General features: G+C 65.3%; 21 protein-coding genes and 2 pseudogenes. 12 read left to right on the top strand and 11 right to left on the bottom strand.

Annotation, left to right across the window (positions count from 1 at the left end; genetic code table 11):
* Positions 1-240 precede the first annotated feature (240 nt).
* From B0T44_RS15085 to B0T44_RS15095, 3 genes and pseudogenes are all read right to left on the bottom strand, one after another.
* Positions 241-642 (bottom strand): annotated as a pseudogene (locus B0T44_RS15085) (trimeric intracellular cation channel family protein); the annotation flags it as partial.
* A gap of 148 nt (positions 643-790) precedes the next feature.
* Entirely contained in the window at positions 791-2,632 is a 1,842-nt protein-coding gene (nhaA, locus tag B0T44_RS15090; RefSeq protein ID WP_077120424.1) for a Na+/H+ antiporter NhaA, read from the bottom strand.
* A 130-nt stretch (positions 2,633-2,762) separates the two neighbouring features.
* On the bottom strand, positions 2,763-3,803 hold the full coding sequence (locus B0T44_RS15095; protein WP_077120396.1) for an NAD(P)-dependent alcohol dehydrogenase: 1,041 nt from the start codon (positions 3,801-3,803) through the stop codon (positions 2,763-2,765).
* A 293-nt stretch (positions 3,804-4,096) separates the two neighbouring features.
* Here B0T44_RS15095 and bla point away from each other — a divergent pair, with 293 nt between their 5' ends.
* Together bla and ubiG are read left to right on the top strand one after the other, a co-directional pair.
* Positions 4,097-5,020: a class A beta-lactamase gene (gene bla / locus B0T44_RS15100; protein WP_077120398.1), complete on the top strand. Its 924-nt coding sequence runs from the start codon at positions 4,097-4,099 to the stop codon at positions 5,018-5,020.
* Positions 5,021-5,107: 87 nt separating this feature from the next.
* Positions 5,108-5,902: a bifunctional 2-polyprenyl-6-hydroxyphenol methylase/3-demethylubiquinol 3-O-methyltransferase UbiG gene (ubiG, locus tag B0T44_RS15105; protein ID WP_077120426.1), complete on the top strand. Its 795-nt coding sequence runs from the start codon at positions 5,108-5,110 to the stop codon at positions 5,900-5,902.
* Positions 5,903-5,937: 35 nt separating this feature from the next.
* On the opposite strand, the gene B0T44_RS15110 is transcribed toward ubiG, so the two are convergent.
* Positions 5,938-7,473: an FAD-binding protein gene (locus tag B0T44_RS15110; RefSeq protein WP_077120400.1), complete on the bottom strand. Its 1,536-nt coding sequence runs from the start codon at positions 7,471-7,473 to the stop codon at positions 5,938-5,940.
* Between the two features lie 312 nt (positions 7,474-7,785).
* On the opposite strand from B0T44_RS15110, the gene B0T44_RS15115 reads away from it, so the two are divergent.
* Entirely contained in the window at positions 7,786-7,980 is a 195-nt protein-coding gene (locus B0T44_RS15115) for a response regulator transcription factor (RefSeq protein ID WP_175648112.1), read from the top strand.
* 28 nt (positions 7,981-8,008) lie between these two features.
* Here the strand turns inward: B0T44_RS15115 and B0T44_RS15120 are convergent, their stop codons facing one another.
* Together B0T44_RS15120 and B0T44_RS15125 are read right to left on the bottom strand one after the other, a co-directional pair.
* Positions 8,009-9,172, bottom strand: coding sequence for an FAD-dependent monooxygenase (locus tag B0T44_RS15120; RefSeq protein ID WP_077120403.1), 1,164 nt, complete (start codon positions 9,170-9,172; stop codon positions 8,009-8,011).
* Positions 9,169-10,593 (bottom strand): FAD-binding oxidoreductase, encoded by a 1,425-nt coding sequence (locus B0T44_RS15125; RefSeq protein ID WP_077120405.1) that lies wholly within the window; start codon positions 10,591-10,593, stop codon positions 9,169-9,171. The genes B0T44_RS15120 and B0T44_RS15125 overlap by 4 nt, the downstream gene beginning before the upstream one ends.
* 1,314 nt (positions 10,594-11,907) lie before the next feature.
* Here B0T44_RS15125 and B0T44_RS15130 point away from each other — a divergent pair.
* The gene (locus B0T44_RS15130; RefSeq protein ID WP_368026089.1) at positions 11,908-12,432 is read left to right on the top strand and encodes a DUF488 domain-containing protein; all 525 of its coding nucleotides are present in this window, start codon (positions 11,908-11,910) and stop codon (positions 12,430-12,432) included.
* A gap of 273 nt (positions 12,433-12,705) precedes the next feature.
* Here the strand turns inward: B0T44_RS15130 and B0T44_RS28055 are convergent.
* A pseudogene (locus B0T44_RS28055) lies at positions 12,706-13,032 on the bottom strand (sigma factor-like helix-turn-helix DNA-binding protein); the annotation flags it as partial.
* A 382-nt stretch (positions 13,033-13,414) separates the two neighbouring features.
* Here B0T44_RS28055 and B0T44_RS15140 point away from each other — a divergent pair.
* The 3 genes from B0T44_RS15140 to B0T44_RS15150 all read left to right on the top strand — a co-directional run bounded on the left by B0T44_RS15140 (position 13,415) and on the right by B0T44_RS15150 (position 17,275).
* Positions 13,415-14,509 carry a cytochrome P450 family protein gene (locus tag B0T44_RS15140; RefSeq protein ID WP_342749246.1) on the top strand — a complete coding sequence of 365 codons (1,095 nt, stop codon included), beginning with the start codon at positions 13,415-13,417 and terminating at the stop codon, positions 14,507-14,509.
* A 392-nt stretch (positions 14,510-14,901) separates the two neighbouring features.
* Positions 14,902-16,029, top strand: coding sequence for a radical SAM family protein (locus tag B0T44_RS15145; protein WP_077121953.1), 1,128 nt, complete (start codon positions 14,902-14,904; stop codon positions 16,027-16,029).
* A gap of 28 nt (positions 16,030-16,057) precedes the next feature.
* Complete coding sequence (locus tag B0T44_RS15150; RefSeq protein ID WP_077121951.1) at positions 16,058-17,275, top strand: cytochrome P450; 1,218 nt, start codon at positions 16,058-16,060, stop codon at positions 17,273-17,275.
* 65 nt (positions 17,276-17,340) lie between these two features.
* Here the strand turns inward: B0T44_RS15150 and B0T44_RS15155 are convergent, their stop codons facing one another.
* Positions 17,341-18,027 (bottom strand): GNAT family N-acetyltransferase, encoded by a 687-nt coding sequence (locus tag B0T44_RS15155; RefSeq protein ID WP_245839723.1) that lies wholly within the window; start codon positions 18,025-18,027, stop codon positions 17,341-17,343.
* Positions 18,028-18,096: 69 nt separating this feature from the next.
* On the opposite strand from B0T44_RS15155, the gene B0T44_RS15160 reads away from it, so the two are divergent.
* Positions 18,097-18,723 (top strand): LysE family translocator, encoded by a 627-nt coding sequence (locus tag B0T44_RS15160; protein WP_077121947.1) that lies wholly within the window; start codon positions 18,097-18,099, stop codon positions 18,721-18,723.
* Positions 18,724-18,775: 52 nt separating this feature from the next.
* Here B0T44_RS15160 and B0T44_RS15165 read toward each other — a convergent pair whose 3' ends face one another.
* Genes B0T44_RS15165 through B0T44_RS15175 form a run of 3 tightly spaced genes read right to left on the bottom strand, consistent with a single transcriptional unit; the run spans position 18,776 to position 21,376 of the window.
* Positions 18,776-19,192, bottom strand: a complete 417-nt coding sequence (locus tag B0T44_RS15165) for a hypothetical protein (protein WP_077121945.1) — start codon at positions 19,190-19,192, stop codon at positions 18,776-18,778.
* Positions 19,193-19,240: 48 nt separating this feature from the next.
* On the bottom strand, positions 19,241-20,176 hold the full coding sequence (gene sigJ, locus B0T44_RS15170; protein ID WP_081512179.1) for an RNA polymerase sigma factor SigJ: 936 nt from the start codon (positions 20,174-20,176) through the stop codon (positions 19,241-19,243).
* Between the two features lie 9 nt (positions 20,177-20,185).
* Entirely contained in the window at positions 20,186-21,376 is a 1,191-nt protein-coding gene (locus B0T44_RS15175; protein WP_077116782.1) for an NAD(P)/FAD-dependent oxidoreductase, read from the bottom strand.
* A 460-nt stretch (positions 21,377-21,836) separates the two neighbouring features.
* On the opposite strand from B0T44_RS15175, the gene B0T44_RS26620 reads away from it, so the two are divergent.
* The 4 genes from B0T44_RS26620 to B0T44_RS15195 form a co-directional block, all read left to right on the top strand.
* A complete protein-coding gene (locus tag B0T44_RS26620) occupies positions 21,837-22,160 on the top strand; it encodes a hypothetical protein (RefSeq protein WP_077116805.1) in 324 nt (107 codons plus the stop codon).
* Complete coding sequence (locus tag B0T44_RS15185; protein WP_077116781.1) at positions 22,157-23,356, top strand: hypothetical protein; 1,200 nt, start codon at positions 22,157-22,159, stop codon at positions 23,354-23,356. The genes B0T44_RS26620 and B0T44_RS15185 overlap by 4 nt, the downstream gene beginning before the upstream one ends.
* On the top strand, positions 23,353-24,354 hold the full coding sequence (locus B0T44_RS15190; RefSeq protein WP_077116780.1) for a DUF8176 domain-containing protein: 1,002 nt from the start codon (positions 23,353-23,355) through the stop codon (positions 24,352-24,354). Before B0T44_RS15185 ends, B0T44_RS15190 begins: the two co-directional genes overlap by 4 nt.
* 120 nt (positions 24,355-24,474) lie before the next feature.
* Positions 24,475-25,173, top strand: a 699-nt coding sequence (locus B0T44_RS15195; RefSeq protein ID WP_077116779.1) for a class I SAM-dependent methyltransferase, incomplete at its 3' end; no start/stop codon positions are given.

Genomic DNA, 25,173 nt, shown 5'->3' on the forward strand with positions numbered 1-25,173 from the left:
ATAGTCGGAAGAAACCTGGTGATGGGAGAGACGGCGACGCTGAGGGGGGGCGAACGCGGTCTGCGGCCGCCAGTCCCGGCCCTGCGGCAGGCCCCAACCACGCCGGACCGCGGTGATCCGCAGGACCAAGGCGAGCAGGATGCCGAGGACGATGCCGAGAGCCGGTAGGTGCAGGTAGGAACAGAGCACCATGACGGCGGCCACCACGGCGGCGACAGACGCGTACAGCCCACTGTCGGCGAAGACGGAGGGAACCCGGAGCAGCACAAGGTCCCGGCAGGCACCGCCTCCGACAGCCGTGGTGATGCCAAGGAGGATCGCCGGCAGCCAGCCGAGTCCGACCGCCAGGGTCTTCTGTGCACCGGTCACCGCCCAGAAACCGATCACGGCAGCGTCGAGCACCAAGAACAGCCGCTTCCACCCCTCTTCGCCGATGCTGACTGTGAAGGCGACCAAGGCGCCGACCACGGCCGTGGGCAGATAGGCGGTGTCGGTGAGCGCGACGGGCGTGCCGTGCTGGAGCAGGGTATCGCGGATCACACCGCCGCCGAGCCCGGAAACGATGCCGACAGCCAGGAAGCCGAAGAGGTCCAGCTTCCCGGCGCGTGCGACAACACCACCCAGCAGCGCGCACGCGAACACCCGGCGAGGTCGAGGTAGCGGGTGATGGTGTCCAGAACGTGCGGAAAGTTCCCCGGCATTCCTCGCCTCCTTTTCCTTGCCCGACCTGCACCCGTGGCTGTCCTGGTAGAAGCGGCGAGCCGAATGCGGCCGAAGCCGAAAGGCCCATCTACCAGTGTGGGCCGTCGCCTTCCCGCTGCAGACTTTTGCGTAGGAGCTCGGTCAAGTACCAGGAGTTGGCGGGCCCCCGCACACGGACTCCCTGCGCATACAGGACCGGTGTGGCGGGCAGCCCGGCAGCGCTGGCATCGAGGTTGTCGTCCTCCACCCGGGTCCGGCCCTCACCCCTGGTCAGGGTGCGCTCGAACCGGTTGCGGTCGAGCCCGATCTCGCCTGCGATATCGGTGAGGGTGTCCACGTCGGTGTCGCAGGTCCGCTGGACCAGCGCATCGTGCATATCCCAGAACCGTCCCTGCTCGGCGGCGGCCTCGAGTGCGAGCGCGCGGGTCATGGCCTCGTCGACGGTGGTGTGGTGCCGGAACACGATCCGCAGCTCGTCGCCGAGCTGTTCGCGCACCTCCGTCAATGCTTCCGCGGTTCGGGTCCGATAGTCGACGTCGATGGCCGCATACACCACCACGGTGGATGGCGCGTCCACGGGACCACGCACGTGGTCGCGGCTCAGGTCCACGTCGCGCTGCAATGCCGTCCCGGCCGGAGTCGGCAGCGGTTTCGCATGGTCACCGATCCGGAAAATGGTCCACGCGAGCCCGAGCGCCAGCGTAGAGGCGAGCAGCACACCCACCCGTGCTTCGTCCTGCGCGAGGCTGTCGTCCAGCGCGAGTTCGACGACGAGCAGCGAGATGGTGAAGCCCATCCCGGACAGCGCCCCGACCCCCGCGATGCGCGGCAGGTCCAGACCGGGGACCCGCGACGACGGCAGGTACCGTTGAACGAGAACCGCGGCGCCGGTGACGCCGAGAAGCTTTCCGAGCACGAGACCGGCGACGATACCCCATGTCAGGTTCGAGCCGAGGGCCCCGGCGAGCACGTCACCGGACAGTGCGACGCCCGCGTTGGCCACCGCGAAGACCGGAACCACCAGGTAATTCACGTACGGCGGAAGTAGTTCGGCCAGGCGCTGGTTCATCGGCACCGCGTAGTCGATGCTGCGGCGCACCACCCGTGCCGCGCGGGGCACCGGCGCCTGGCGGAACAGGTGGACGAGCTGCGACGCATGCTCGGCGTCTTGGGCGCGCTGCGGATAGACCGGCATGAGCAGCGCGAGTAGCACCCCCGTCAGCGTGGCGTGCACCCCGGACGCCTGCATCGCGCACCAGGTCGCGACACCGAGGACGAGGAACGGCGTCACTCGCCACACGCCGCGACGTTGCAGCCGCCACACCATGAACATGCCGAGCCCCGCACCTGCAAGGGCAACAAGGTCGAGATGCTCGGTGTAGAACATCGCGATCACGCTCAGCGCCCCGATATCGTCTACCACGGCGAAAGTGAGCAGAAAGACCTTCAGCCGGGGAGCATTGCGTGGACCGACCAGAGCCAGCATGCCCAGCGCGAACGCCGTGTCGGTCGAGATGACCGTTCCCCACGCCGATGCCGTCGGCTGCCCGTGGGTGAAAAGCAGGAAAACGACGGAGGGCGCGACCAGGCCACCGAGTGCGGCGTAGGCCGGTAGCGCCGCCCGCCCCCGATCACGCAATTCGCCGATCGTCACCTCGCGTCGGACGTCGAGACCCACCGAAAAGAAGAAGACGGTCATCAGGCCCTCGTTGACCCATTCCGCCAGCGACATCGAGATACCGAAGTGCCCCACGGTGATCGCCGCTTCGGTCGACCACAGCGTCGAGTAGCTCGAACCGAGGTTTGCCCAGGCGAGCGCTATCAGGGTCGCTGTGGCCAGCGCGAAGGCCGCATAGGTGTCGTTGTCCAGGCGCCGGTGCACTGCCACCCATCGACGCAACGCGGCCGAGGCCGGGGGGCCAACAGACATCGACCGCATCCTCCTCCGGGTCGCCGGACACAGCGAGCGCCACCCTCGGACACCAGGTGCACCCGGCCATCAGGTCACCGTCGAGAGCCGGATCGGCAGGCCTGCACCGAGGACGCTTCGGCGTCGAGGCTCACGGCACGATCACAGCCCTGCCCTTCAGGTTGCCTGCAGCGAGCCGACGGTAGGCCTCCACCCCATTGTCGAGATCGAACGTCTCCACCGCGACATCGAGAACTCCCCGGTGCGCGAGATCGACCAGCTCGATGAGCTCGTTGCGCGTCCCCCAGTACGGCGATCTGACCGCCACCTCGTACGGCTGCGCCCAGAAACCGACCTTCGCCGCCGCCTTACCGTCGCCCAAACCGACGATCGTCACGTCACCGGCAGTACCGACAACACCCATCGCGGTGTCGATGGTGGGTTGGTACCCGACGAAGTCGAACACCGCCTGCGCACCTGCGCTGCCGGTGATCTTCCGAACGTTGGCGACGGCATTCTCATCGGACAAGACGACTTCGTGCGCACCGACCGACTCGGCGAACTCGAGCTTGTCCTCGGTGACATCGAGCGCGATCACCCGCGCGGGCGTCAGGTGCCGGAGTAACTGGATCCCCACATGACCGAGCCCACCCGCTCCGATGACTACGGCATTGGCGCCGGGGACCAATTTCGGTAGCGAGAGTTTGATTGCGTGATACGGCGTCAAGCCCGCGTCGGTCAGCGGCACCGTCTTGATCGGGTCGAGCTCACCGATGGGAACGAGGTGGCGCGGCGAATCCACGACCATGTACTCGGCGATCGCGCCGGGAGCGCCCAACCCGGGCGGAAATATTCCCAGCTGCTCCGCCCGCGAGCAATAGTTCTCCACGCCTTGGGAACAAAACCAGCACACCCCGCATCCCCACGGCCCGTAGACCAGCACATTCATTCCTACCTCGACGGTATCTACCCCCGGGCCCAGTTCGGCTATGCGACCCGCGCCTTCGTGCCCCAATGTCAACGGCAGCGGAAAACCGAGCTGGTCGGCCGGCGCGTTCATGACGAAATCATCCGAATGGCACACGCCCGCTGCGGTGATCTCGAGCAGAACCTGCCCCGGCCCCGGCGCAGGCTTCTCGATCTCGTTCAGTTCCGGCGCCTCGCCGACCCGGACATACTGGATAGCTTTCATCGCTGCACTCCTCGGGTGGCTACGAGAGTGACGTACCGGCGATGCTTACCCGAACGGGCCTGCCTTACACCCGCCGATCGTCGGCCAGTGCACGACGTGCAAAGACCTGCCTGTCGGGCAGGCGGGCACAGTGGGGTTGCTTCGACCCGAACTGGTCCGGCGCCGGGTGGGTCATGGCCGGCCGCAGTACGGAAACGGCCACGGTAGACATGAGCACGTGGCATAGCCTGGTCGAGTGGCTCACCCGGGCCTGGCTCTCTGTACCACCAGTTCGACGGACAGGACAACGATCGATGGCTCTCAGACGACCGGTTCTCACCCGCCGCACGCTATTGGCGATGGCGGCGCTCGTATCGGTGGCCGGTTGCACGAAGGATGAAACAACTGTTCCCGCTTCGACCGCCGCATCTGGCGCACCCGAGGGGCAGGTTCGCCATGCGCGCCTGGCCGAGCTGGAACGCGATTACGGCGCCCGCCTCGGCGTGTACGCCCTCGCTACCGGTACCGGCGACATCATCGACTACCGTGCGGACGAGCGATTCGCATTCTGCTCGACGTTCAAAGGGCTCGCTGCTGCGGCAGTGCTGCACCGAAACCCGCTATCGCACTTGGACACCGTCGTCCACTACACCGAAGCCGATCTGTTGAAAAATGCCACCATTACACCGGGGCATGTCGCCGAGGGAATGACTATCCGCGCGCTGTGCGACGCAGCCATCCGCTACAGCGATGGGACCGCCGGTAACCTGCTGCTGCGTGACCTCGGGGGGCCGTCCGAGCTGACGGCGTACGCGCGAAGCCTCGGCGATACCGTCACCCGGATGGATCGCGTCGAGCCGGATATCACCGAAGCCACTCCCGGCGACCCGCGAGACACCACCTCGCCGCGGGCATTCGGCACCGACTACCAGCACATCGTGCTGGGCGAGGCCCTGGCGCCTGAGAAACGGGCATTCCTGCGGGATCTGCTGGAGCGCAATGCCACCAAGGCGGGTGCGCGGCGGATCCGGGCCGGCCTACCGCGTGGATGGGTGGTGGCCGACAAGACCGGGACCGGTGACTACGGCACGCTCAACGATATCGCGATCGTTCGGCCCCCGGACTCCGCGCCGCTCGTCATCGCAATCATGTCGAGTAAGGCGACTGTGGACGCCGCGTATGAACCGGCACTCCTGGCCGAGGCTGCCGAGTATGTAGCAGCCACTCTCAGAAGGTAGGCGAGCTGTCCCGGCCTGGTGTCCACTTCCTGTGCTGGACTCAGCAGAACCCTCAGGCGCACACTTTCATGTACGGAGGTGGTGGCGATGCCCATCGACAATGATATATACAACCGCATCGGTGAAACCTGGTGGGACGAGACCAATCCACTGAACACGCTGCACGGCAGTATGACTCCCGGCCGGTTCGGGTATTTCCAGGAAGTACTCACCGAGAAGCTCGGCACCGATTATTCGGGCTTGCAGGCGCTCGATATCGGATCCGGCGGTGGCTTTCTTGCCGAGGAATTCGCGAAGAAAGGATTCGACGTCGTCGGCGTCGATCCGTCGGAGGTATCGGTCGAAACCGCCCGTGCTCACGCCGGAGAGGGTGGCCTCGATATCGACTACCGTGTCGGTGTAGGTGAGCACTTGCCGGTCGAAGACGCCACGTTCGACGTCGTCTATTGCTGTGACGTACTCGAGTATGTTGCCGACCTCGGCAAGACGATCGGCGAGACAGCGCGCGTGTTGAAGCCAGGCGGACTGTATCTGTTCGACACGGTCAACCGCACTATGATGAGCAAGCTCGTGATGATCAAGATGTTCCAAGAATGGCGCCTGACGCGACTGGTGAACGTTGATCTGCACATCTTCTCGATGTTCATCAAGCCGGACGAGCTCAATGCCATTCTCCGACAGCGCGGTATGAGCCCCGGCGAGATTGTCGGTCTCGGACCGAAGAGGCCAGGCCCGCAGTTCGTCATGAATCTCATGCGAGCGCGACGAGGAAAGATAACCTACGGTGAACTCAGTCGAAGACTCGATTTCGGTAGGATAAAGAGCACCGTTATTTCTTTCATGGGTTATGCGACCAAGCCGATAACGACCACGGCGATGTGATCGTTATCGGCCGGAAGCGCCATGGGTGCAGGTGGTCAACGGCCGAGAATGTCCCGCACGGCGAGGTGGCTGAACAGCATCGATGCGCCGATCGGATTGCCGCCGCCGGGGTAGACGGTGCCGCTGACCGCCGCCATGGTGTTGCCGGCCGCATACAGCCCCGCGATGGGTTCGCCGTCGTGCCCGAGGACCCGCGCCGCGGTGTCGGTGCGCAGTCCGCCCTTGGTGCCGAGATCGGAGATGCCGAACGCCGCCGCGTGGAACGGGCCCTGGTCGATCGACACCAGCGGCGGTTCACCGTTGGAGAACGCACGATCGTAGGCCTCGTCACCGCGCCCGAAATCCGTATCGACACCGGCCTCGACCATGGTGTTGAACCGCTCCACGGTGGCGACCAGCTGCTCGGCGGGCACGCCGATCTTCTCGGCGAGCTCGGGAAGGGTGTCGGCCGTATGCCACAGTCCGGCCGCGACGTACTTCTCGGGTTCGACCATGGAGACGTTGGTGGCCTCGACCGGTGGCACCTCGCCCTCTTTGTCGTCGTAGATCATCCAATAGGGGAGGGTGAGCGCACCATCGTTCAACCGGTCGATGACCTCGCGGCCTAGCCGGTCATACGGCGCCGACTCGTTGACGAAGCGTTTCCCGTCCTGGTCGACGAAGATACCGCCGGTGAACCACAACGCGAACGCCGAGCGTCCGTCCGGATGCGTCAGCCCCGGCGACCACCACGCCTGATCCATCAGATCTGTGTCCGCACCCGCGGCGATACCGGCCTGATGGGCCTTGCCCTGGTTACCCCACGGGCCCATCGTGTCGCGGGCCTGCCCCGGTACGCCGTAGTGCGCCCGCAGTTCGTCGTTCTGCTCGAAACCGCCCGCCGCCAGCACCACGCCCTTGCGGGCCCGGATCGCGAACGGCGCACCGTCGCGTTCGGTGATCGCACCTACCACCACGCCGTCCTCGACCACCAGCTCCACCAGCGGCGTGTTCAGATACAGCCGCACGTCGGGGTAGGACGACAACGCCAGCAGGAACCGCCCGATCAGTGCCTGACCGCCGATCAGCGTGTCTGGCAGCGGTGCGCCGAGCCGGTCGGTGTCCAGCGGACCGCGCAACTGCTCGCGCAGCTCACCCAGCGCGGCGGCGGGCAGCGGGGTGGGCATGATGTGGCGCTGCCCGTCCAGTCGCGCTTTGGGCGCCTTACCGAAATAGTCCGGCCAGGGCAGCATCTCGAAGGCGAAGTGGTCGTCGGTTTCGAGATATTCGATGAGGTCGCTGCCGCGGCGCACGTAGGTGTCCTGCAGGTCGCGCGGGGTGCGATCACCGACCACGGCATGGTAGTAGGTGAGTGCGTCGTCGATGGTGTCGTCGGTGCCTGCCCGGCGCAGCACCGGATTGCACGGGTACCACATACCGCCGCCACCGGAATAGGCGGTTGTGCCGCCGAATTTGTCGGTCGCCTCGACGACCGCGACGCTCAGCCCCTCACGGGCCGCGGTGTAGGCGCCGGCCAGGCCGCCGCCCGAACCCGCGACCAGCACGTCCACCTCGTCGTTCCAGTCCACCACGGTCGTGTCCTCCTGTGCGTTTGCTCGGCCTCGACGCTGAGCCGAGTGGTTCACGCTAAGCCGAGTGGTTCACCGGGCCCACAGGTGTTCCCGGTCACCGGGAACACGGCCGGCTTCGTGCAGGGCCCACACGACACACCTACATTTCGGATGAAATCGAAGCTCCCCAGCTCCGGCGGTACAGCGATACGCGAGCTGGTTACGATGCGGCAACTGACGTGAAATCCACGAAATTCGCCGTCAATACCGGGAGAGCGGCAGATGCCGGGTCGGTGCAGCCGGACACAGGCGACCACTGCCGGGTTGCATGGCTTGACCGAACGGCAGACCGAGATCATCAATCGTGTCGTGCTCGGTAGGACCAAACGCCGGATCTCCGCGGAGCTCTACCTCAGCGAGAAGACGATAGAGACGCACCTGAGCCGGTTGTTCACCAAGTTGAGGGTTTCGTCCCGAGCCGAACTGGCCGCCCTCGCCACGGTCGACCAGGCTCAACGCCGAACGTGACGGTACGGCCGCTCTACCACCGGCGGTGTCAGCGGTCCCCGCCGTGAAACTGGGCTCGGTGCGCGTTCAGGTAGGCGGTGCGATCGCTGTAGGAGTTGGCTAGGGCATCGCCGTAGGCAATCAATTCGGCGTGCATCGACTGCCGTGGCTGGTACCGCTGCTGGACCAACTGCTCCAAGTCGCAGTCGCGCGCCTCGGTCAGGATCTCCGCCAGCACTGTCGCGTCTTCCATGGTGTAACTCATCCCCTGGCCGGTCATCGGGTGCGGCGAAAACACGGCACTGCCGAGGCGAATCACGTTGCCGCGGTGATAGGGCGTGCGGTGATAGACGGACACGGGTGCAGGGGCGAACCGACCCGGGTCCAGCAGTGCGAGCGCGTCGTCGCTGTACGTCACGAAGGTGGCCAGCTGCGCGGTCAGGTCGATACTGCGTTCGCGGAACACTGGTACGTCCAGACCCTGCGGGATGCCGACGAATATCCTGGCCAGTTCGGTGGTGACTGGATAGAAGTAGGCGAGCCAGCCGCTCGAATCGAAATAGAGTCGGTTTCGCGCGATAACGCTGGGCGTGGCCGGCACCGTGGCCATCCACAGGACATGACCGTGACGGCTGACAACCCGGGTCGCTGCTGGGAAATCGCTCAGCGGCGAGGAAGAACCGCTGGAATCGACGAACGCGCGCGCTCGCACCACGGTACCGTCGTCCAACACCGCCTCGACGACCCGAGAACCCGCGACGCGCATATCGACCATTCGCCTACCGAAGCGGATACCGACATTCGACAGCTCGGAGCATGCCGCGAGGATGGTTCCCACCGTCTCGGCGTAAGGGGCGATCAGGAAGTAGCCGAACTCGGTGTGTTCGGCGAAATCATACGAGAACAGTAGGGACCCGTCATGGTGGAAGTCGATGACCTGGCGCTGCAACACTTGCCGTAGCATCAGTTCATCGAGCAAACCGTGTTCGGCGAGAACGCGGATGCCGCGCGGCTTGAGAATGTCGGCGCCGCGCGGGGACACACCAGGCTTGGATTCGACCACCAACACACGCTGACCCTTGCGGCCCAGTAACAACGCTAGCAGCGCACCGCCCACTCCGGCACCGAGGATGACGCAGTCCAGCTCCAGCGCGGCTGTTTCCGCGGCCCGTGCGGCGGTCGTCCGTCCTCCTGTGGTATGAGCGGCGGTCATCGGTCCGCCTCCAAGAAGCGGCCCGGTGCGATGATCGCGGCCGGGTCATAGAACCGTTTGAGCACACGTAGTGGCTCGTCCTGGTAGTCGGCCGATCGATCCGCCAATTCCGATGGCTCATGGTCGATATTGGAGCGGTACGGCGGAAATCCCGCGCGGAGGAACGACTTACGCGCCGCGTGGCGAAGCGCGTGCGCCCGCTCGATACCGTCGGAGTTCCGCACGAACGGGATCTGAGTGACCATATTGGTGGAGTGCTGCGAGATCACGTTGAACTCGAGCATTCCCGCGGTGCCGTACCGCTCGGCTTCGGCCTCGAAGAGTTCGACCGCCTTGACCAGACAGGACTGCTCTAACGGCACCACCGGCAGGAACATCAGCCAGCCGACCGGCGACTGGTCGACTTGCGAGCAGGAGCTGACGCCAATTCCGCGCTGAATGTTCGCGCAGGACGGTATCCCGCGAGCGAACAGCGTGCGGGGGTACAGCGGATCATCGGCGGGCGTGTCCGAGGTGTCCAGTGATCGGTAGGAAAGGAGCCCCCGGACGCGGGAGAACGTCTCACGGATATTGCTCTCGGAGAGCTCGACGGCCGCATGCGAGCCGAGCAGAGGCACCTGGACCGTGACGGCGTCGACGTCGGCGGTTTCGGGGACTGCGGCGCGACCGGCCTCGGGAACCACGAAAAGGTCTTTCAGCCGCAGCATCCCGTCGGTGGCGATCCGTGTTCGGCTCACCTGGATCATCGCCTCGATCGCCTCGGGGAGGGCGGTCTTGGCGAAGGTGGCATGCACCAGGGTGATCGCCTCGGGGCGCGGAACAAGGCTTATCGCCATCGCGGTGACCACACCGAGGTTGCTCTGCACGAAGGCACGGGTCAGATCCGGCCCGGCCACCGCGCCCGGCCGCCGGCCGTTACGGTCCAGGCCACCGGTGGTCATGACCTCACCGGATCCGAGCACAACCTCCAGCCCGAGGAGGTCCTCTAGCCGCGGGCGGATCGTACCGTCGCCGCGCTCGAGCGTATTGCCGATGAGGCCGGCGTCCGCGCAGCCCGCAGTCACGTTCAGCATCCACGGCGTGCCCTCGAGCAATTCAGCGAGTTGTCGCTGCGTCGCTCCTGGTTCGACCACGGCGTAGCCGAGATCCAGATCCAGGGTCCGGACGGCGGTCATCCGGCTCAAGTCGAGAACCGCGCAACCGTCGACCACCGGGGAGCGTGAACCCATCCCCCAGTTCCGGCCGGTGCTCAGTGGAAACAACGGTATCCCCGCACGCACCGCCGATATCACACTCTGCCGCACCTCCTCGGTGCTGACCGGGAAGTACGTCCCACAGATCTCCCGTGTCCGATGACCACCCAGGTCCGATGCTCGGCCTTCCCACGTGAGCTGGCTTCGGGGCAGATGCTCGGCGGTCATCGTTTCCCCACCCGGGATAATTCCGGTTTTCCGTTCCGCGTGCGATGGTGTCGTATCCACCGATGTTCCATGGCGGCGCCGACGGCGCCGAGATAGTGCTGGGGCACTTTTCTGCCTGCGTTCTGATATCGATTTCGGTACTCGCTGAATCGAGTCGGGAGAACAATTATGTCGACTGCGTATGCAGAGCAGTAGTCGGGAAACCCCTACAAATGCCGGATTGCCACCCGATGCACTGATAACCGATATAGGGTTTTCCCTACTTGTCCGCATGAGAGGCAGCGCTATCGGTATGTTTCGATCGCCCAGGCGATCATCAGCCCGCGGCATCGAAGCCGAGCGCGAGGCGTGAACCCGGAAACTATTGCCCGCAGGCGAACTTCTGGGCCGCGGCTCTCGGCTGGACGGTGACCACCGTCGTTCCCGAAGGGGAAACCATGAAAGATCGGTGGCATCTCGATGTGCAGGCCACCTCGAGCATGGAGGCGGAAGTCGCCCGGCTCGCCGGAATGGGCGTCACGGTGCTGCGGCGGTGTTCCGGTCTCACGGCGCAGGTCTGGACAAAACGCGGCGTCCGTGGGCATCTTCAGACGACAACCGCGCCTCCACCGGACAAGTGGGAACGCCGCCGCGCAGCCCGCCGCGTTCGCACCGTTCCTCCGATCCCGGAACCCGCCCGCCCTGAGACCATCCAGTCGCCGGGGTGTTTGCACCGGGCATTCACACTAGGGATGATCGTCGGTATCGGGTTGCTACCGGCGGGAATCGGCATCCTCTTCGTGACGGCGGCGTTCAGTATCCGGGCCGGTTACCGAATGGGGCGCGTCTGGTTGACCGCTCGCGCGCTCTATGACTTGTGGATCGCCAGTGGATTGGCCTCCAGTGTATTCCGGTGGCCGGCTGGGTCATGCTACTGTGCGGTGTGCTGGCCATACCGGCGATCGCCGCGATCGTTCTGATGTGGCAGCCGGAGGCCAACCAGTTCTACCAAACCCTTGCCTAGCCCAGCCCAATCTGATGGGGAGTGTTTCGGGTGGAAGAGCTGACAGCTGAGAAAGTGGCCGAGGTACTGTGGGCACTCTACGCGCCGAGGCGGCCGGTGGGCGGGGAGAGGGCTACTGTATTGCGGATCGTAAGACACCCTTTCAGCACAATCACTCTGTGCTCAGTCCAAACACGAAAATGCTTCTCTACCAACAAACTTACTGATCTACGGTCGATGCTGAGACGCCCCCGGGTAGTCAGCCAGCTACAGTCGGAGGTTGTATGAACGACCATCCGCCGCCCCCCGCTGCGCAGTGGCCGGACGGTGCGGTGTTCACCCTCGGGCATTCGACGATGCCGATCGAACGATTTATCGACCTGTTGCGCAGTTACGGTATCGAGCGACTGGCCGACATTCGCACGATGCCGCGCTCGCGTCATAATCCGCAATTCAACAGCACCGATTTGGCCCGCAGTTCGGCCGCCGCCGATATCGAGTACGTCCATATGCCGGCGCTGGGCGGTTTGCGACATGCACACGCCGATTCTCCGAATACCGGCTGGCGAAACAAAAGTTTTCGCGGCTACGCCGACTACATGCAGACCGCCGCTTTTCAGGACGCGCTCGCCGAATTGACCCGGTTGAGCCGCGACAAGCGGACCGCGATCATGTGCGCCGAAGCAGTGCCGTGGCGCTGTCACCGCTCGCTGGTAGCCGATGCGCTCGCGGTGCGAGATATTCCGGTGGTGGAAATAATCTCCGAGACCGGTTATCGGATGCATGAGCTGACATCTTTTGCCCGAGTCGAGGGAACTCTGCTCACCTATCCACCCGAATGCACGGCCACGGACTGAGGTCGGCGGATCATCGCCGGTGCGGATCCGGTCACCACGATTCGATGAGGAGTTCCTCGTGCTCGCTTCGCCGCCATTCCTCGGTGAGGCGACCGAGCCTGGCCGGGGCGGCCATACCGAATATGGCCGCAACCTTGAGGAGGCAGCGTCGACGAATGCTTCGACAATGCGGCGTGCGGTGGCGTGGTCGATGTCACCGGCATGGCGTTCGGCGGCAATACGGCGGCGGGCTCGGTGGGCGTGCTGCTGGCTCGCGGACTCGGTGATATCGAGAATCTCGGCGATCTCGGCGTGGCTGTAGGAGAAGGCCTGGCGCAGAACATATACGGCCCGCTCGATCGGGGGAAGGCGTTCCATGAGCCGCAGCACCGCCAGGGTCACCGATTCGCGCTGCTCGACAGTCTCGGCTGGGCCCAGCATCGGGTCGCTGTCGAAAAGTGGTTCGGGCAGCCAGGCGCCGACCGTGCGTTCGCGCCGCATCTGCGCCGAACGGAGCCGGTCGAGCGAGAGGTTGGTGACCACCTTGGTCAGCCACGCCTCTGGCACCTCGATATGGTCCCGGTCGGCGGCCTGCCAGCGCAGGAACGCGTCTTGCACCACATCCTACGAGCGATCGGGGCCGTCACCGACCCGGTCTGCCTTCTGACAACCCTGTGCGGCTCTCCGACCCCACCAGGACACGGACGCTGATCGATCGCGCTCCCCTTCTCTTGCGGTCGATCCGCCACGGCAATACTGTTCCGACGCAGGAGATGTCGTAACTGAGACAACTTCTTGGATCTGACGCTGACGCTGTTCATTGGAGTTCCTGGCATTGACCAAGCCCTTACCGACGCCCGAAACCCGCACCGCAGGCTGTCCGTACTCCGCGCCTGGTCGGACTGGTGCCCCGCCTCGCGTTGCTCTGTACTCCGAGGAGTATGCCGCGGATCCGCATCGTGTCTTCGCCCAGATGCGTCGTCAGTATGGAACTCTCGTACCGGTGGAGCTGGCCCCTGGCATTCCAGCCACCTTGGTGATCGGATACCACACTGCCATCAGGGTTTTCAATGACCCCGACCACTTTCCGGCCGACGCGCGCTCGTGGGAGAAAACCGTTCCTGCCGACCACCCGCTCATGCCGATGATGGCATGGCGGCCCAATGTGATGCGCAGCACCGGAGCGGAACATGCCCGGTACCGGCAGGCAATCACGGCCGCCCTCGATGGGGTCGATCTGTTCTCCATGCATCAGAATGTCGAAGCGGTTGCCGCCCCTTTGATCAACAACTTCTGCATGGACGGCAAAGCCGAACTCATCGGCCAGTACGCCTTCCCGCTGACCTTCCACGTGCTCAATGCCATGCTGGGGTGCCCACCGGTTCTCGGGCAGCACATCGCTGCCGGTATGGCTGCCATGTTCGAAGGCGGTGGCGCCGCCACCGAAGCGGACGCCATGATCAACGAAGCACTCTTGGAACTGGTCATACTCAAGCGCGCCGAACCCGGCCGCGACATCACCTCTCGTCTACTGGCCCACCCGGCGCGGCTCCAGGACTCGGAGATGGTGCACCAGTTGGCCGTGCTCTACGGTGCGGGGATAGAACCGCTGACCAACCTGACAGTCAACACCCTGCTACTCATGATCACCGACCCGCGGTTCACCGGCACATCGTCACCCGGCGCGGCTCCTACGACCCGGGACGCGCTCAACGAACTGCTGTACACCGACCCGCCGATGGCGAATTACTGTCTCAGCTACCCGAGGCAGCCGGTTATGATCGACGGAGTGTGGTTACCCGCCGATCAGCCGGTCATCATCGGCATGTCGGCCTGCAACAACGATCCAGCGATTCACTCGGGCGAGTACACCGACAACAACGCGCATCTGGCCTGGGGCTCTGGTCCGCATGCCTGCCCCGCCAGGTCGATTGCCTATATGGTTGCCCAGAACGCGATCGATCAGTTGCTCGATGCGCTACCCGAAATGCAGCTTGCCTGCCCGGTCGACCAACTGCATTGGCGGCCAGGGCCTTTCCATCGCGCACTCTCGGCGATGCCGGTGATGTTTCCCCCCTCTCCACCGCTCGGCCTGTGACATCGCTGCGATGTGACCACATGCGGCTGCACCGGGGGTGCTTCGCCGTGTCGCGAGCACACTGTGTTGCGTCCGCACCGCGTGCTCGTGCAGCATTTACGTACCGATTGGTGTTGCGCCGGAACAAATTTGGGGAAGCATCGTAAATAGCGTAAGAAGCACCAGGAATGACGCAAACGAGCCGCGTCGCAACCCGGCGTATCCTACAATTCTTTGTGGCGCTAACGAGTTCAGTACCGTAAGACCGCTCCGTATCCCACAATCCCACTGACCGCCTGCCGAATCCACTGATTCGGCAGCGTATCGGCAGCACTGTCGGTTGATGACATGTTCGACTCGCCGGTGACACCTGGCAGCGAGCAAACTTGCTGCATCGCACTGAGGAGGATGCTGTGGCTCAGCCCGTTTTCCTGGACGTCAGGCCGAGTAAGGAACGCATTTTAACCCGAGCATTCGAACTCGCGCAAGAGGATCCGGCGTTGGCCGAACGTTTGATGCGCGTGAACGAAGTAGCCCGAGGTATTCGAACGGTGGAGGTCTGGGTTACCGATGCGTGTAACCTGCGGTGCAAGGGGTGCTGGTTCTTCGAACACGATATGGACAAGCAGAGCACCGAGATTCGTGATCTGGACTCGATCCGCGCATTCGCCGAAAACCTGCGCGATGCCAAGAAAATCACCAGCACACTGCTGATCGGCGGTGAACCAGCCCTGGTCCTGGATCGAGTTCGCGTGTTCGCGGAGACGATTCGCCATGTCACCGTGGTGACGAACGGGACGCGGCCGATACCCTACGACGGTCTGGAAGATCTCGCCATCGCGGTGTCTTTGTGGGGCGGTGGACCGGTCGACGACGAGTTGCGTGGTCATCGGCCCAATGGCCGGCGGATCAGCGGGTTGTTCGACACAGCGCTGCGCACCTATGCCAACGACCCGCGGGCCACCTGGGTCTACACGCTCAGCGAGGCCGGGATGCCATACCTCGAACGAACCGTCGAGGCCATCGCCAACAATGGCAACCAGATCAACTTCGGTTACTACAGCGACTACGGCACCGATCCCACTGCGCGACTACGCAATGAAGAACGGGTGCTCGAGGAAATGAACCGTATGCGCGAGACCTATCCCGATACCGTCGTCGGGCACCCCTATTACTTCCGCACGCTGGTCACCGGCCGCACGCATTGGGGTACCTTCGGCGCCGAGACCTGTCCCAGCATCAGCAACGATCACCCGGCGCATGCCCAGCGCCTGACCGAGGGCCACCCGATCGTCGGCCGCTTCAACGCCTACCGGACCGATCACAGTGTTCAATACTGCGCCACCACCGGAGACTGCGACAACTGCCGGGACAGCCAGGCCGTATGGAGCTGGTTGCTGGTCAATATGCATCGCTTCCTCGGCGATCGCGACCAGCTGGACACCTGGGTGACATTGGCCGAGAACTTCTACCGCCAGTACTACTGGTCCAGCTACCATCCTGCCCGACAGGCACCCGCCGAACCGGCGGTCGGAGCATAGCGTCAGGCGACACGCAACCATGGCAACAATGTCTCTGGAGAAGGCGCGGCTCTTCTCGGATGTCCTTCGTGGTGACCCGGGCGCCCGGATCCTCTGGGCGCGTCCCGGCACCGACCGGCATCGACAATACGAGAAGGTCCGCGCCGCAGGCGCCCTGGCCACCAGCCGCCGCGGCCTGCTGTTCACCGCCTCGCACGCCCTGAGCCACCAGGTGCTCACCAGCAGCGACTTCGGCCCGGCGCCCATCGGTGCGTCGGCCCGCCGCCGCAAGGAAACCGGCGACACCACGCTCGTACATCCGGTCGACGACTCCTTTCTGAAGCTGGAACCACCCCGGCACACGGAGCTGCGGTCCCTCGTCGCTCCCACATTCCACCGGCGCGAACTTGCCGACCTCGGACCCCGGATCGAAAAGGTGGTCGGGCACTGCCTGAACGAGCTTCCGCGCGGCCGGGTCACCGATCTGGTCACAGCCTATGCCGAAGCCGTTCCCACGGCGATGATCTCCCACATTCTGGGCCTACCGCATACGGACGCCCCGCGTTTCGCCGCGTGGGGAAACGTACTCGCCTCATTGCTGGACGGCGCCCGGACAGCGCAGGAACGGCAGCGATCCCATGCTCTCGTCACCGAGATGACAGCGTATTTCAAGGATCGTCTGAACCACGTCGACCAGCAGAGCGCCGGGCTCATCGCCGGTTTGGCGCAGCAATGCCCGGCACGGCTGACCCTGCGCGAAGCCATCGCCACATGTAGCATGCTGCTGGTCGGCGGTTTCGGCACCACCACACACCTCATCGGAAACGCACTGCACACGCTGCTGCGGCAGCCTCACCTCCGGCCGGCCGACGGCGATTACACGCCGGTGATCGAAGAATCCCTGCGTTACGACGCCCCCGTCCAGTACGTCGTCCGGGTCGCCAAAACCGATACTCGGCTCGCCGGTCGAACCATTACCGCCGGAACGCCCATCGTGCTGCTCCTGGCCGCCGCGAATCGTGATCCGGAAATCTTCACCGACCCACACGTATTCGATCCCCAACGCCGAGAACCTCACCGCCACCTCACTTTCGGTGCCGGGATCCATTTCTGTATCGGCGCTGCACTGGCTCGTGCGGAAGCTACTGTTGCCGTCCAGCACTTCTTCGAAAGGTATCCGAACGCCCAGCTCGCGGGAAAGGCGGCCCCGCTGCACTCCCGCGCGCTTCACGGGTTGCGCTGGCTGCCCGTCGTCCTCGAGAGCTGATGCGCACGCCTTCGCGGACAGGTCGAGGCCGCCAACCGTGCGCCCTGACAGGCGCGAATGAACGGTCAGAACAACGGCGGGCGCGGAACCCGCCAGTGCTGACCCCGCCGGGCGCGCCAGTGCCGCCCGCGCGGAGACGCCGCGGGGTAACCCGTAGCGGTGAAGCCGGGGTGCAGAGCCGCGAATTCGCCTGCGGTTATGCTCATCACCACCATATATCTGATACGTCCACGCATGACCTCGGTATCCGGTATGCGTTGCTTTTCGCGAAAGCCGATAACACCGTGCAGCGAGAGTGAACCGAGATTGCCGCCGTAGATGCTGACCTCGCACTCGCGGTAGCCGCGCTCACCGAACATATGCGCTAGCAGGACGGCGATGGCGTCGCTGGCATAGCCACAGCGCCGGAACAATGGTCCGATACCGATGCTGTAGCTGAACAACCCTGCTTGCGAGTCGGTTGCGGCAGCGGATACGGAACCGACCAGCATCCCTCCGTACCGGGATTCGATGACGAACTGGAGGTCGTCCGCGGAATCCGGCCCCGGGTCCCGATGCGCCGCCCAGTGCTGATGGCCGCCGACCTGGGGTGGGCGGTTCGCCGAAGACGCCCGGTCGAAACTCGTCAGTGTCTGGCGATCATCGGGCTCTAGCTCACGTAACCGTACCTTTCTCCCGGTCAGCGTCGGGGTTCCGGTCGATCCGACACCATAGGAGCTGACGCGATTCGAGGAGGATGGATACACGATCACCGGCGCAGACAGTAGCATGCCGCGCCACCGGTGGGTTCGCAGTTGCGCAGGTGCATGCCACAATGCCTCATGGCTTCGCATGTACTGGCTTTCACTGTCCTCGTGGCGGTACTGGTCGCCGTTCCTGGTCCGGCGGTGGTACTGACGATGAAGAACGCCCTGGTACGCGGGCGACCGGCGGCCGTTGCCACCGCCTGCGGTGTATTGGTGGCGGATCTGATCTGGGCGACGGCCTCCGTCGCCGGGCTGACCGCGCTGCTCGCGGCCTCCGATACAGCCTTCGCTCTGGTCCGCGTAGCCGGAGCGTTGTACCTGCTCTATCTGGCCGGGAAACTCATTTTCTCGAAAGGCCTCCCGCTGATGCAACCGTCGGCCGAGGGCTCACCCCGCAGTGGTGGTCTGCTCCGCGGGTTCCGCGAGGGACTGCTGTGCGATCTGTCGAATCCGAAAACCGTTCTCGTCTTCGCCAGTGTGATACCCCAATTCCTCTCCGCAACCAGCTCTCCACTCGAAGGGCTGCTGCTGGGAGTCATCTTCGCCGGGCTCGGGTTCGGCTCTCTGCTTGTCTACGCTGTCGTATTCGGAGCTGCCCGATCCCTGGTGAGCAACGCCAGATTCACTCGGAACCTGCTGCGCGGTAGCGGAGCAGCGCTCGGCATCTTCGGCGTGGCGTTACTCCGAGAGAGCCCCGCTTAGACCGCATCAGGACGGGCCCTGCGGCTCCCGCCGGCGAGGTGACTGTCGCGGCTCAACGAACCTCGGGTTCTGGGCCGAACACATCGAGCCCAGCCTCGCGCAGCCGCTGCTGTAACTCGGCAGCGTTCAGTTCGGCCAAGTACCGGTTGTGGCGGGCCATGTCCACGTCGTCGAATACTGCGGCGCGAGGCTGCGACGGACGGTGACCCGCGCCCGCCTGAAGACGTAGAACCACGGGCTCGTCGATGCTCGAGTGGCTCCTGCGCTCCAGCTGTGATACCCGGACCGCAACGAAAACCACGAAACCTGCGAACAACGGCCACAGCAAGAGGTAGCCCAGATTCTGGTCGAGACCGAACAGGGTTTCTGCCCGAAACCATTGCCAAGCGCCGACAGCGACCAACGCCGACGTGACGGTAATCAGCACAAGCACGAGGGCCGGACGTTTGCCCGAAGCTGTACGAGACACACCATGTGTCTACTACAAGCTCCGGCGGCCGGGCCGGTGCGGATCCGGTCACCACGATTCGATGAGGGGATCCTCGTGCTCGCTTCGCCGCCATTCCTCGGTGAGGCGACCGAGCCTGGCCGGGGCGGCCATACCGAATATGGCCGCAATCTTGTCGTCGCGGACCTCCAGGACCACCACGCCAACCACCCGGTCGTCGGTCGCGGCGATCATGGCTGGGGAGCCGTTGATCACGCCGGCGTGGATCGCAAGGGGGCCGCCGACGAGGCGCCGCTTCGCCGGAGACGGCTTGAAGGCCGCTCGCGTGACGGCGGCGATCTGCTCGGGGACCGAGATATACCGCAGCGTCTCGGCCAGTCCGGCGCCGTCGGTGATCGCGGTGGCATCGTCGGTCAGCAATGCCACCAGCCGCTCGGTACGGCCCGAGGAGGCAGCGTCGACGAATGCTTCGACAATGCGGCGTGCGGTGGCGTGGTCGATGTCACCGGCATGGCGTTCGGCGGCAATACGGCGGCGGGCTCGGTGGGCGTGCTGCTGGCTCGCGGACTCGGTGATATCGAGAATCTCGGCGATCTCGGCGTGGCTGTAGGAGAAGGCCTGGCGCAGAACATATACGGCCCGCTCGATCGGGGGAAGGCGTTCCATGAGCCGCAGCACCGCCAGGGTCACCGATTCGCGCTGCTCGACAGTCTCGGCTGGGCCCAGCATCGGGTCGCTGTCGAAAAGTGGTTCGGGCAGCCAGGCGCCGACCGTGCGTTCGCGCCGCATCTGCGCCGAACGGAGCCGGTCGAGCGAGAGGTTGGTGACCACCTTGGTCAGCCACGCCTCTGGCACCTCGATATGGTCCCGGTCGGCGGCCTGCCAGCGCAGGAACGCGTCTTGCACCACATCCTCGGCATCGGCGGCCGAGCCCAGCAGGCGGTACGCGAGCGAGGCCAGCCGGGACCGGCTGGCCTCGAAACGCTCCACGGTGGCAGTGTCCATGGCGTCACCTTAGGCCGCGACCACCTCGATGGGGCGGTCCACAGTGGCTGCCACATGGTGCTTACGAGTCGGCAGACCGAAGGTCGGATGGCTGATGTTCCAGGGACCTGCTCCGAGAATGGCCGACTTGACGTGCGCGGCGGTCCGGCCGCACAGGGCCCAGGTCTTCGCTCGCGCGTCGCCGTCGACCAGTTGGAAGATCCCGTCCCTGCGCCCGAGGCTGATGTGGTTGCCCACGTATGACAGCGAGGTCTTCGGGATCTTGCGACCGGTCAGGTCCCCGATGATGGCAGCCGCCGCCTGCATGCTGGTGTATCCCGCCGAGGCGCAGGACATCGGTAAGGGATGGCCGTTCTCGCCGATGATGTAGACGCTGTCGCCTGCGGCGTAGACCTCCGGGTGCGAGATCGACCGCATCATGCGGTCGACCGTGATCTGACCGTTGTCCTCGACAGCGAGGCCGCTGGCGGCAGCGATGGGGTGGACAGCGAAGCCTGCGGCCCACACGGTCGCGTCGGAGGCGAAGACGGTGCCGTCGGCGGTGACGACCCTCGTTGCCTCGACACGTTCGACGGTGGCGTGCTCGTGGACCGTGACACCGAACCGGTCGAAGGCCCGCAGCAGATGCCGGCGGGCCTTCGAACCCAGCCAGCCACCCACTTCGCCGCTGGTGACGAGGGTGACTGCGAGCTCGGGCCGGGATTCGGCAATCTCGGTGGCGGCCTCGATCGCGGTCAGGTTGCCGCCGACGACCAGCACCGTCCCGTTTCCGCCCAGCTCGTCCAAGCGTCGGCGCAATCGCAGTGCCGCCGGCCGCCCGGCGATATGGAAGGCGTGCTCGGCCACGCCTGAGACGCCGTGGTCGGCGGCGGTGCTGCCGAGCGTGTAGAGGAGGGTGTCGTATCCGAGCTGTTCGGTGCCCTCGCCGTCGGCCACGGTGACGATCCGGCGTTCGGCGTCGACGGCGGTGACGCACGCCAGTCGCAGTCGGATCCCGGTGCCTGCGAACACCTCCGACAATGCCTGGCTGCGCAGATCTTGGCCGGCTGCGAGCTGGTGCAGGCGCATCCGCTCGACGAAATCGGAGTCGGCGTTGACGACAGTGATCTCGACGTCGGCGCGATGAAGGCGGCGGGCGAGGATGCCGGCGGCATAGGCGCCAGCGTATCCGGCCCCGAGGACAATAATGCGGTGCTGCATGACATTGCTCCTGTCTGGTTCGCTTGCCCTCTGAACGAGAAGGCTCCTGGATCCATGACAGGTCTCAACTGTGATGTGAATCACCATAGTTTGTGGTGATGCCGGCGCAGCGGAGAACGTCCGCCGACGCGGATGTCTACTGGTCGGCGCTGGGCCTGTTGCGCGTCGGGCCGCCGGTCGGTGCGAGTCATCTCGATGCGCTGATTCCGCGGCCGAACGCGCCGTACTCGCCGATCCGAAGGCTCGAGTGCGCACTCGAGCCGAAGTACCGACCGTGGGCGACCAGCTGTCCGGTGAGACGGTGTCAGGGTTTGCCCGTGCGGTGCGCGGTGCGGCGTCGGTAGTGTCGATCGAAGCCGGATCCGGTTGGGTAGGAACCGGTCTGGTCACCAATGCAGCGCAGGCCAGGCGATGTGTTTTACAGTCAGCCGAGATCGAACGGACGGGCGAAGGGGTAGGAATGGTCGATTCGGTGCATGTCGATCCAGATGCGGTGGCGACGTATGAGGCAGTGGCCGCCCAGGTCGCTGATGAGTTGACCATCGCGGCAGCACAATTGGCCGCAGGGACCGATCCGGCGCGTATCGGTGCCGGTCTCGGTCTGCTGGGAGCGGAGTTCGCGACGGAGTTCGCGACCGCGGTGGCTGATGAACAGACCGCGTTGTCGACGGCCTCGGCGCTGGTCGCCGCCTACGGTCGGGCCGTGAGCGGGTACGCCGCAGCGACCGGTACGGTCGACGATTCGGTGGCCGCCGCGATCACCAAGGCCGGTGAGCAGGCATGAAAACAACGGTGAACGACCATCCGTTCATCACCAGATGGATGACCCCGCTGCTGGAACTGCGCTCAGCTCTCGGACCCGGCGCCGTGGGCCCGGATGATCCGGTGCTGTCCGGACTGATGTCGGCGACCTCGACGGTCGATGCGACCGAAACCACCCAGACCCACGGCTTGCACGCGCTGGAGTCGACGTGGACCGGCCGGACCGCCGATACCGCGGTGCCTGCGATCCGCACGACCCGCTCGGAGATCGGGGCAGTTGCCGACCGGGGCCCACAGTTCGCGGCGCTGCTGGCCGATGCCCAGTCGACCAGCTCGCGGGCCGCCCGCAGCGTCGAGGACATCATCGACGACTACCGCCGTGATGCCCGCACGATCCTGGCTACGGCGGAAACCCGGTCCGAAGCCGAGGACGGCGTGATCGACCGTGCGGCCCAAGCTATCCGGGAGGCGTTGGGTGTGGTCGGTGTTGCTCGCGATGAGATGGAGGGCCACCGCAGCAGGTTGCGGGAAATGGGTCCGACGACCATGACCACACCGCAGGGTTTCTACCCGACCGGCACCGGCGCCGCAGGGACCGGGCAGCCGCTGCCTCCCGAGGTGGTGGCGCAGCTGCAGCTGCAGCAGTACCTGATTTCGGCCGGAGTGCAGTTGGGGACAACGGCGATCGACGCCGGGGTCGAGTTGGGCACGAAGATCATCGATCGCATCGCCGACGTCGGAATCAAGACGATCGACACCCTCGGCGGGCATGCCGACACCGCGATCCAGACCGCGATCGAGAACCTGGTCGATCCCGACGGCGCCCACGACCGTGACGGGGAGACGTCCCCGACATCCCCAGCAGGCACACGGTCCGGTCCGGTGCCGCCGAAGGCGTTCGACTTCGGCGGCGGACCGGCCCCCTCCCCGGGGCAGTCCGCGCAGTCCAACCCGCCTGCGGCCGCAGTGATCCCACCCCTGTCCCGGAACGAACCGCCTGCTGCGCGTCCGGACACCGCACCCAAACCCGAGAGCACCTCACCGGCACGGCCGGGCCCAGCCCAGGGAGGTGTGCTCATTCCGCCGGCCGCGCCACCGGCCGCCGGTGCCGATCAAGAACGTAAGCCCAAGCTCGAAGGGCAGCTGGGGGTGACTGTGCCCGCGGCACCCGGTCCGACCGCGGTGGTCCCGACGATCGGTGAGGACGACGACCGGTGAGCAACCCCAGCGATCCCTTCGACCTGGGGTTGCCGATGGTGGCCCAACCACCGAAACCGCCGCGCCGGAGGAAACGCCGCCGGACGCCGCCGCCGGACGCGGACCTCGGCGACGTCGACGCCCACACCGGCGACTACCGCGATTGGATCGGCGAGACACCGACCGGGCCCCTGGACCAGGCCGTCACCGGCGACCAGGTCGACGACAACACCGAGGCATGGGAGCGGGAACCCGAATACGCCGCGCCTGATGACGAAGTGCGGGCCTATCTCGACGAGCCTGCTGCGCAGCCGCAGACCTTACCGTCGTTGATCGACCGCAGCGGTGGGGTCGATACTGTCCGGCGACGCACACCGGCCGAGAAGTCCCGTAGCAGCAGTGTGGGCGGCGGCCGGGGCATGAGCATCCTGATCGGTGTCGGTATCGCCGTCGCGATTGCCGCCGTCGGTGTCGTCGTCACGGGCACCGGCAGCAGCGAGGACACACCCACCGTCAGCGGCTCGGACGGGAGAACGGCAGTCGGTGCGCCAACCGCCACCAGTAGCTCGACGGCACCGGCAACGACCACAGTTGTGGCCCCGGCACCGACCGAGCCACCGCATTACGCGGCCGATGGATGCGTGCAGCAGCTCGACGGCACCGGCGGTGCGGTGGTCTCCGGTACCCACCCCGGCGGTACGGGATCCGGCCCGGATGCGATCTTCGGCTTCCAGCACTCCTACTACGTCGCCCGCGACGGTCGGCGTGCCAGAACCTTCGTGACACCGGACGCGCTGGTCGGTGACGCCGATATGCTCCAGCGCGGGATCGTGCTGACACCGGTCGGTACCCGCTACTGCGTCACCATCGCTCCGATACCCGGATCCGCGCCCGAGCAATACCGGGTCGATCTCGTCCAGCAGAAACCCGACCAACCGCCGACGACCTTCCACCAAATCGTCACCGTGGCCACCCTCAACGGCCATACCCGCATCACCCGTATCGCCACCGCCGAATAACCCCGCCCCCGCGGTGAACGCTGCTCCCGCGCCCCGCCCCGAATCGTGATTGCCGTGTGGCGCTCAGGGAAGTACGTGGGTCACATGTACATGTGCCGGGGCGGCTGATAGTCGTGGGATATGACTACACCTGGCGATTTCGAATTCGAAGAGGCCTACCGCGGGACAGGCGGTCCGTTCGGGCCGGGTGTCAAACCGCCGTGGAGTATCGGTGAACCCCAACCCGAACTTGCGGCGCTGATCGAGCAGGGCAAATTCCACGGTGATGTCCTCGACGTCGGATGCGGGGAGGCGGCGATCTCGCTGTATTTGGCCGAGCGGGGATACAACACTGTGGGGCTGGACCTTGCGCCGACGGCGATCGAGTTGGCTCGCGCCGAAGCCGCTCGGCGTGGTCTGTCCAATGCCTCGTTCGAAGTTGCCGATATCACCTCTTTCACCGGTTACGACGGCCGCTTCGGCACCATTGTCGACAGCACGTTGTTCCATTCCATCCCGGTGGAGTCGCGGGAAGGTTATCTGCGGTCGATCGCGCGCGCCGCCGCGCCGGGTGCGTCGTATTTCGCGCTCGTTTTCGACCGGTCGGCTCTGCCGGAGGTAGCGGGGCAGGGGCCGTCGCCGGTTACCGCTGACGAGCTTCGTGAGGTGGTGTCGAAATATTGGGTGATCGATGAGATCAGGCCGGCGCGGATCCATGGAAACCTGCCATCCGGCCCCGAGGAGCTTGTGGGCAGCCCAGGCTTGCGGTTCGAGGGTTTACGTGACGAGCCCAGCGGCCGCAAGTCCGTCCCGGCCTGGCTGCTGTCGGCTCATCTCGGT

Source organism: Nocardia donostiensis (assembly GCF_002081715.1).
Lineage (GTDB): Bacteria > Actinomycetota > Actinomycetes > Mycobacteriales > Mycobacteriaceae > Nocardia > Nocardia donostiensis.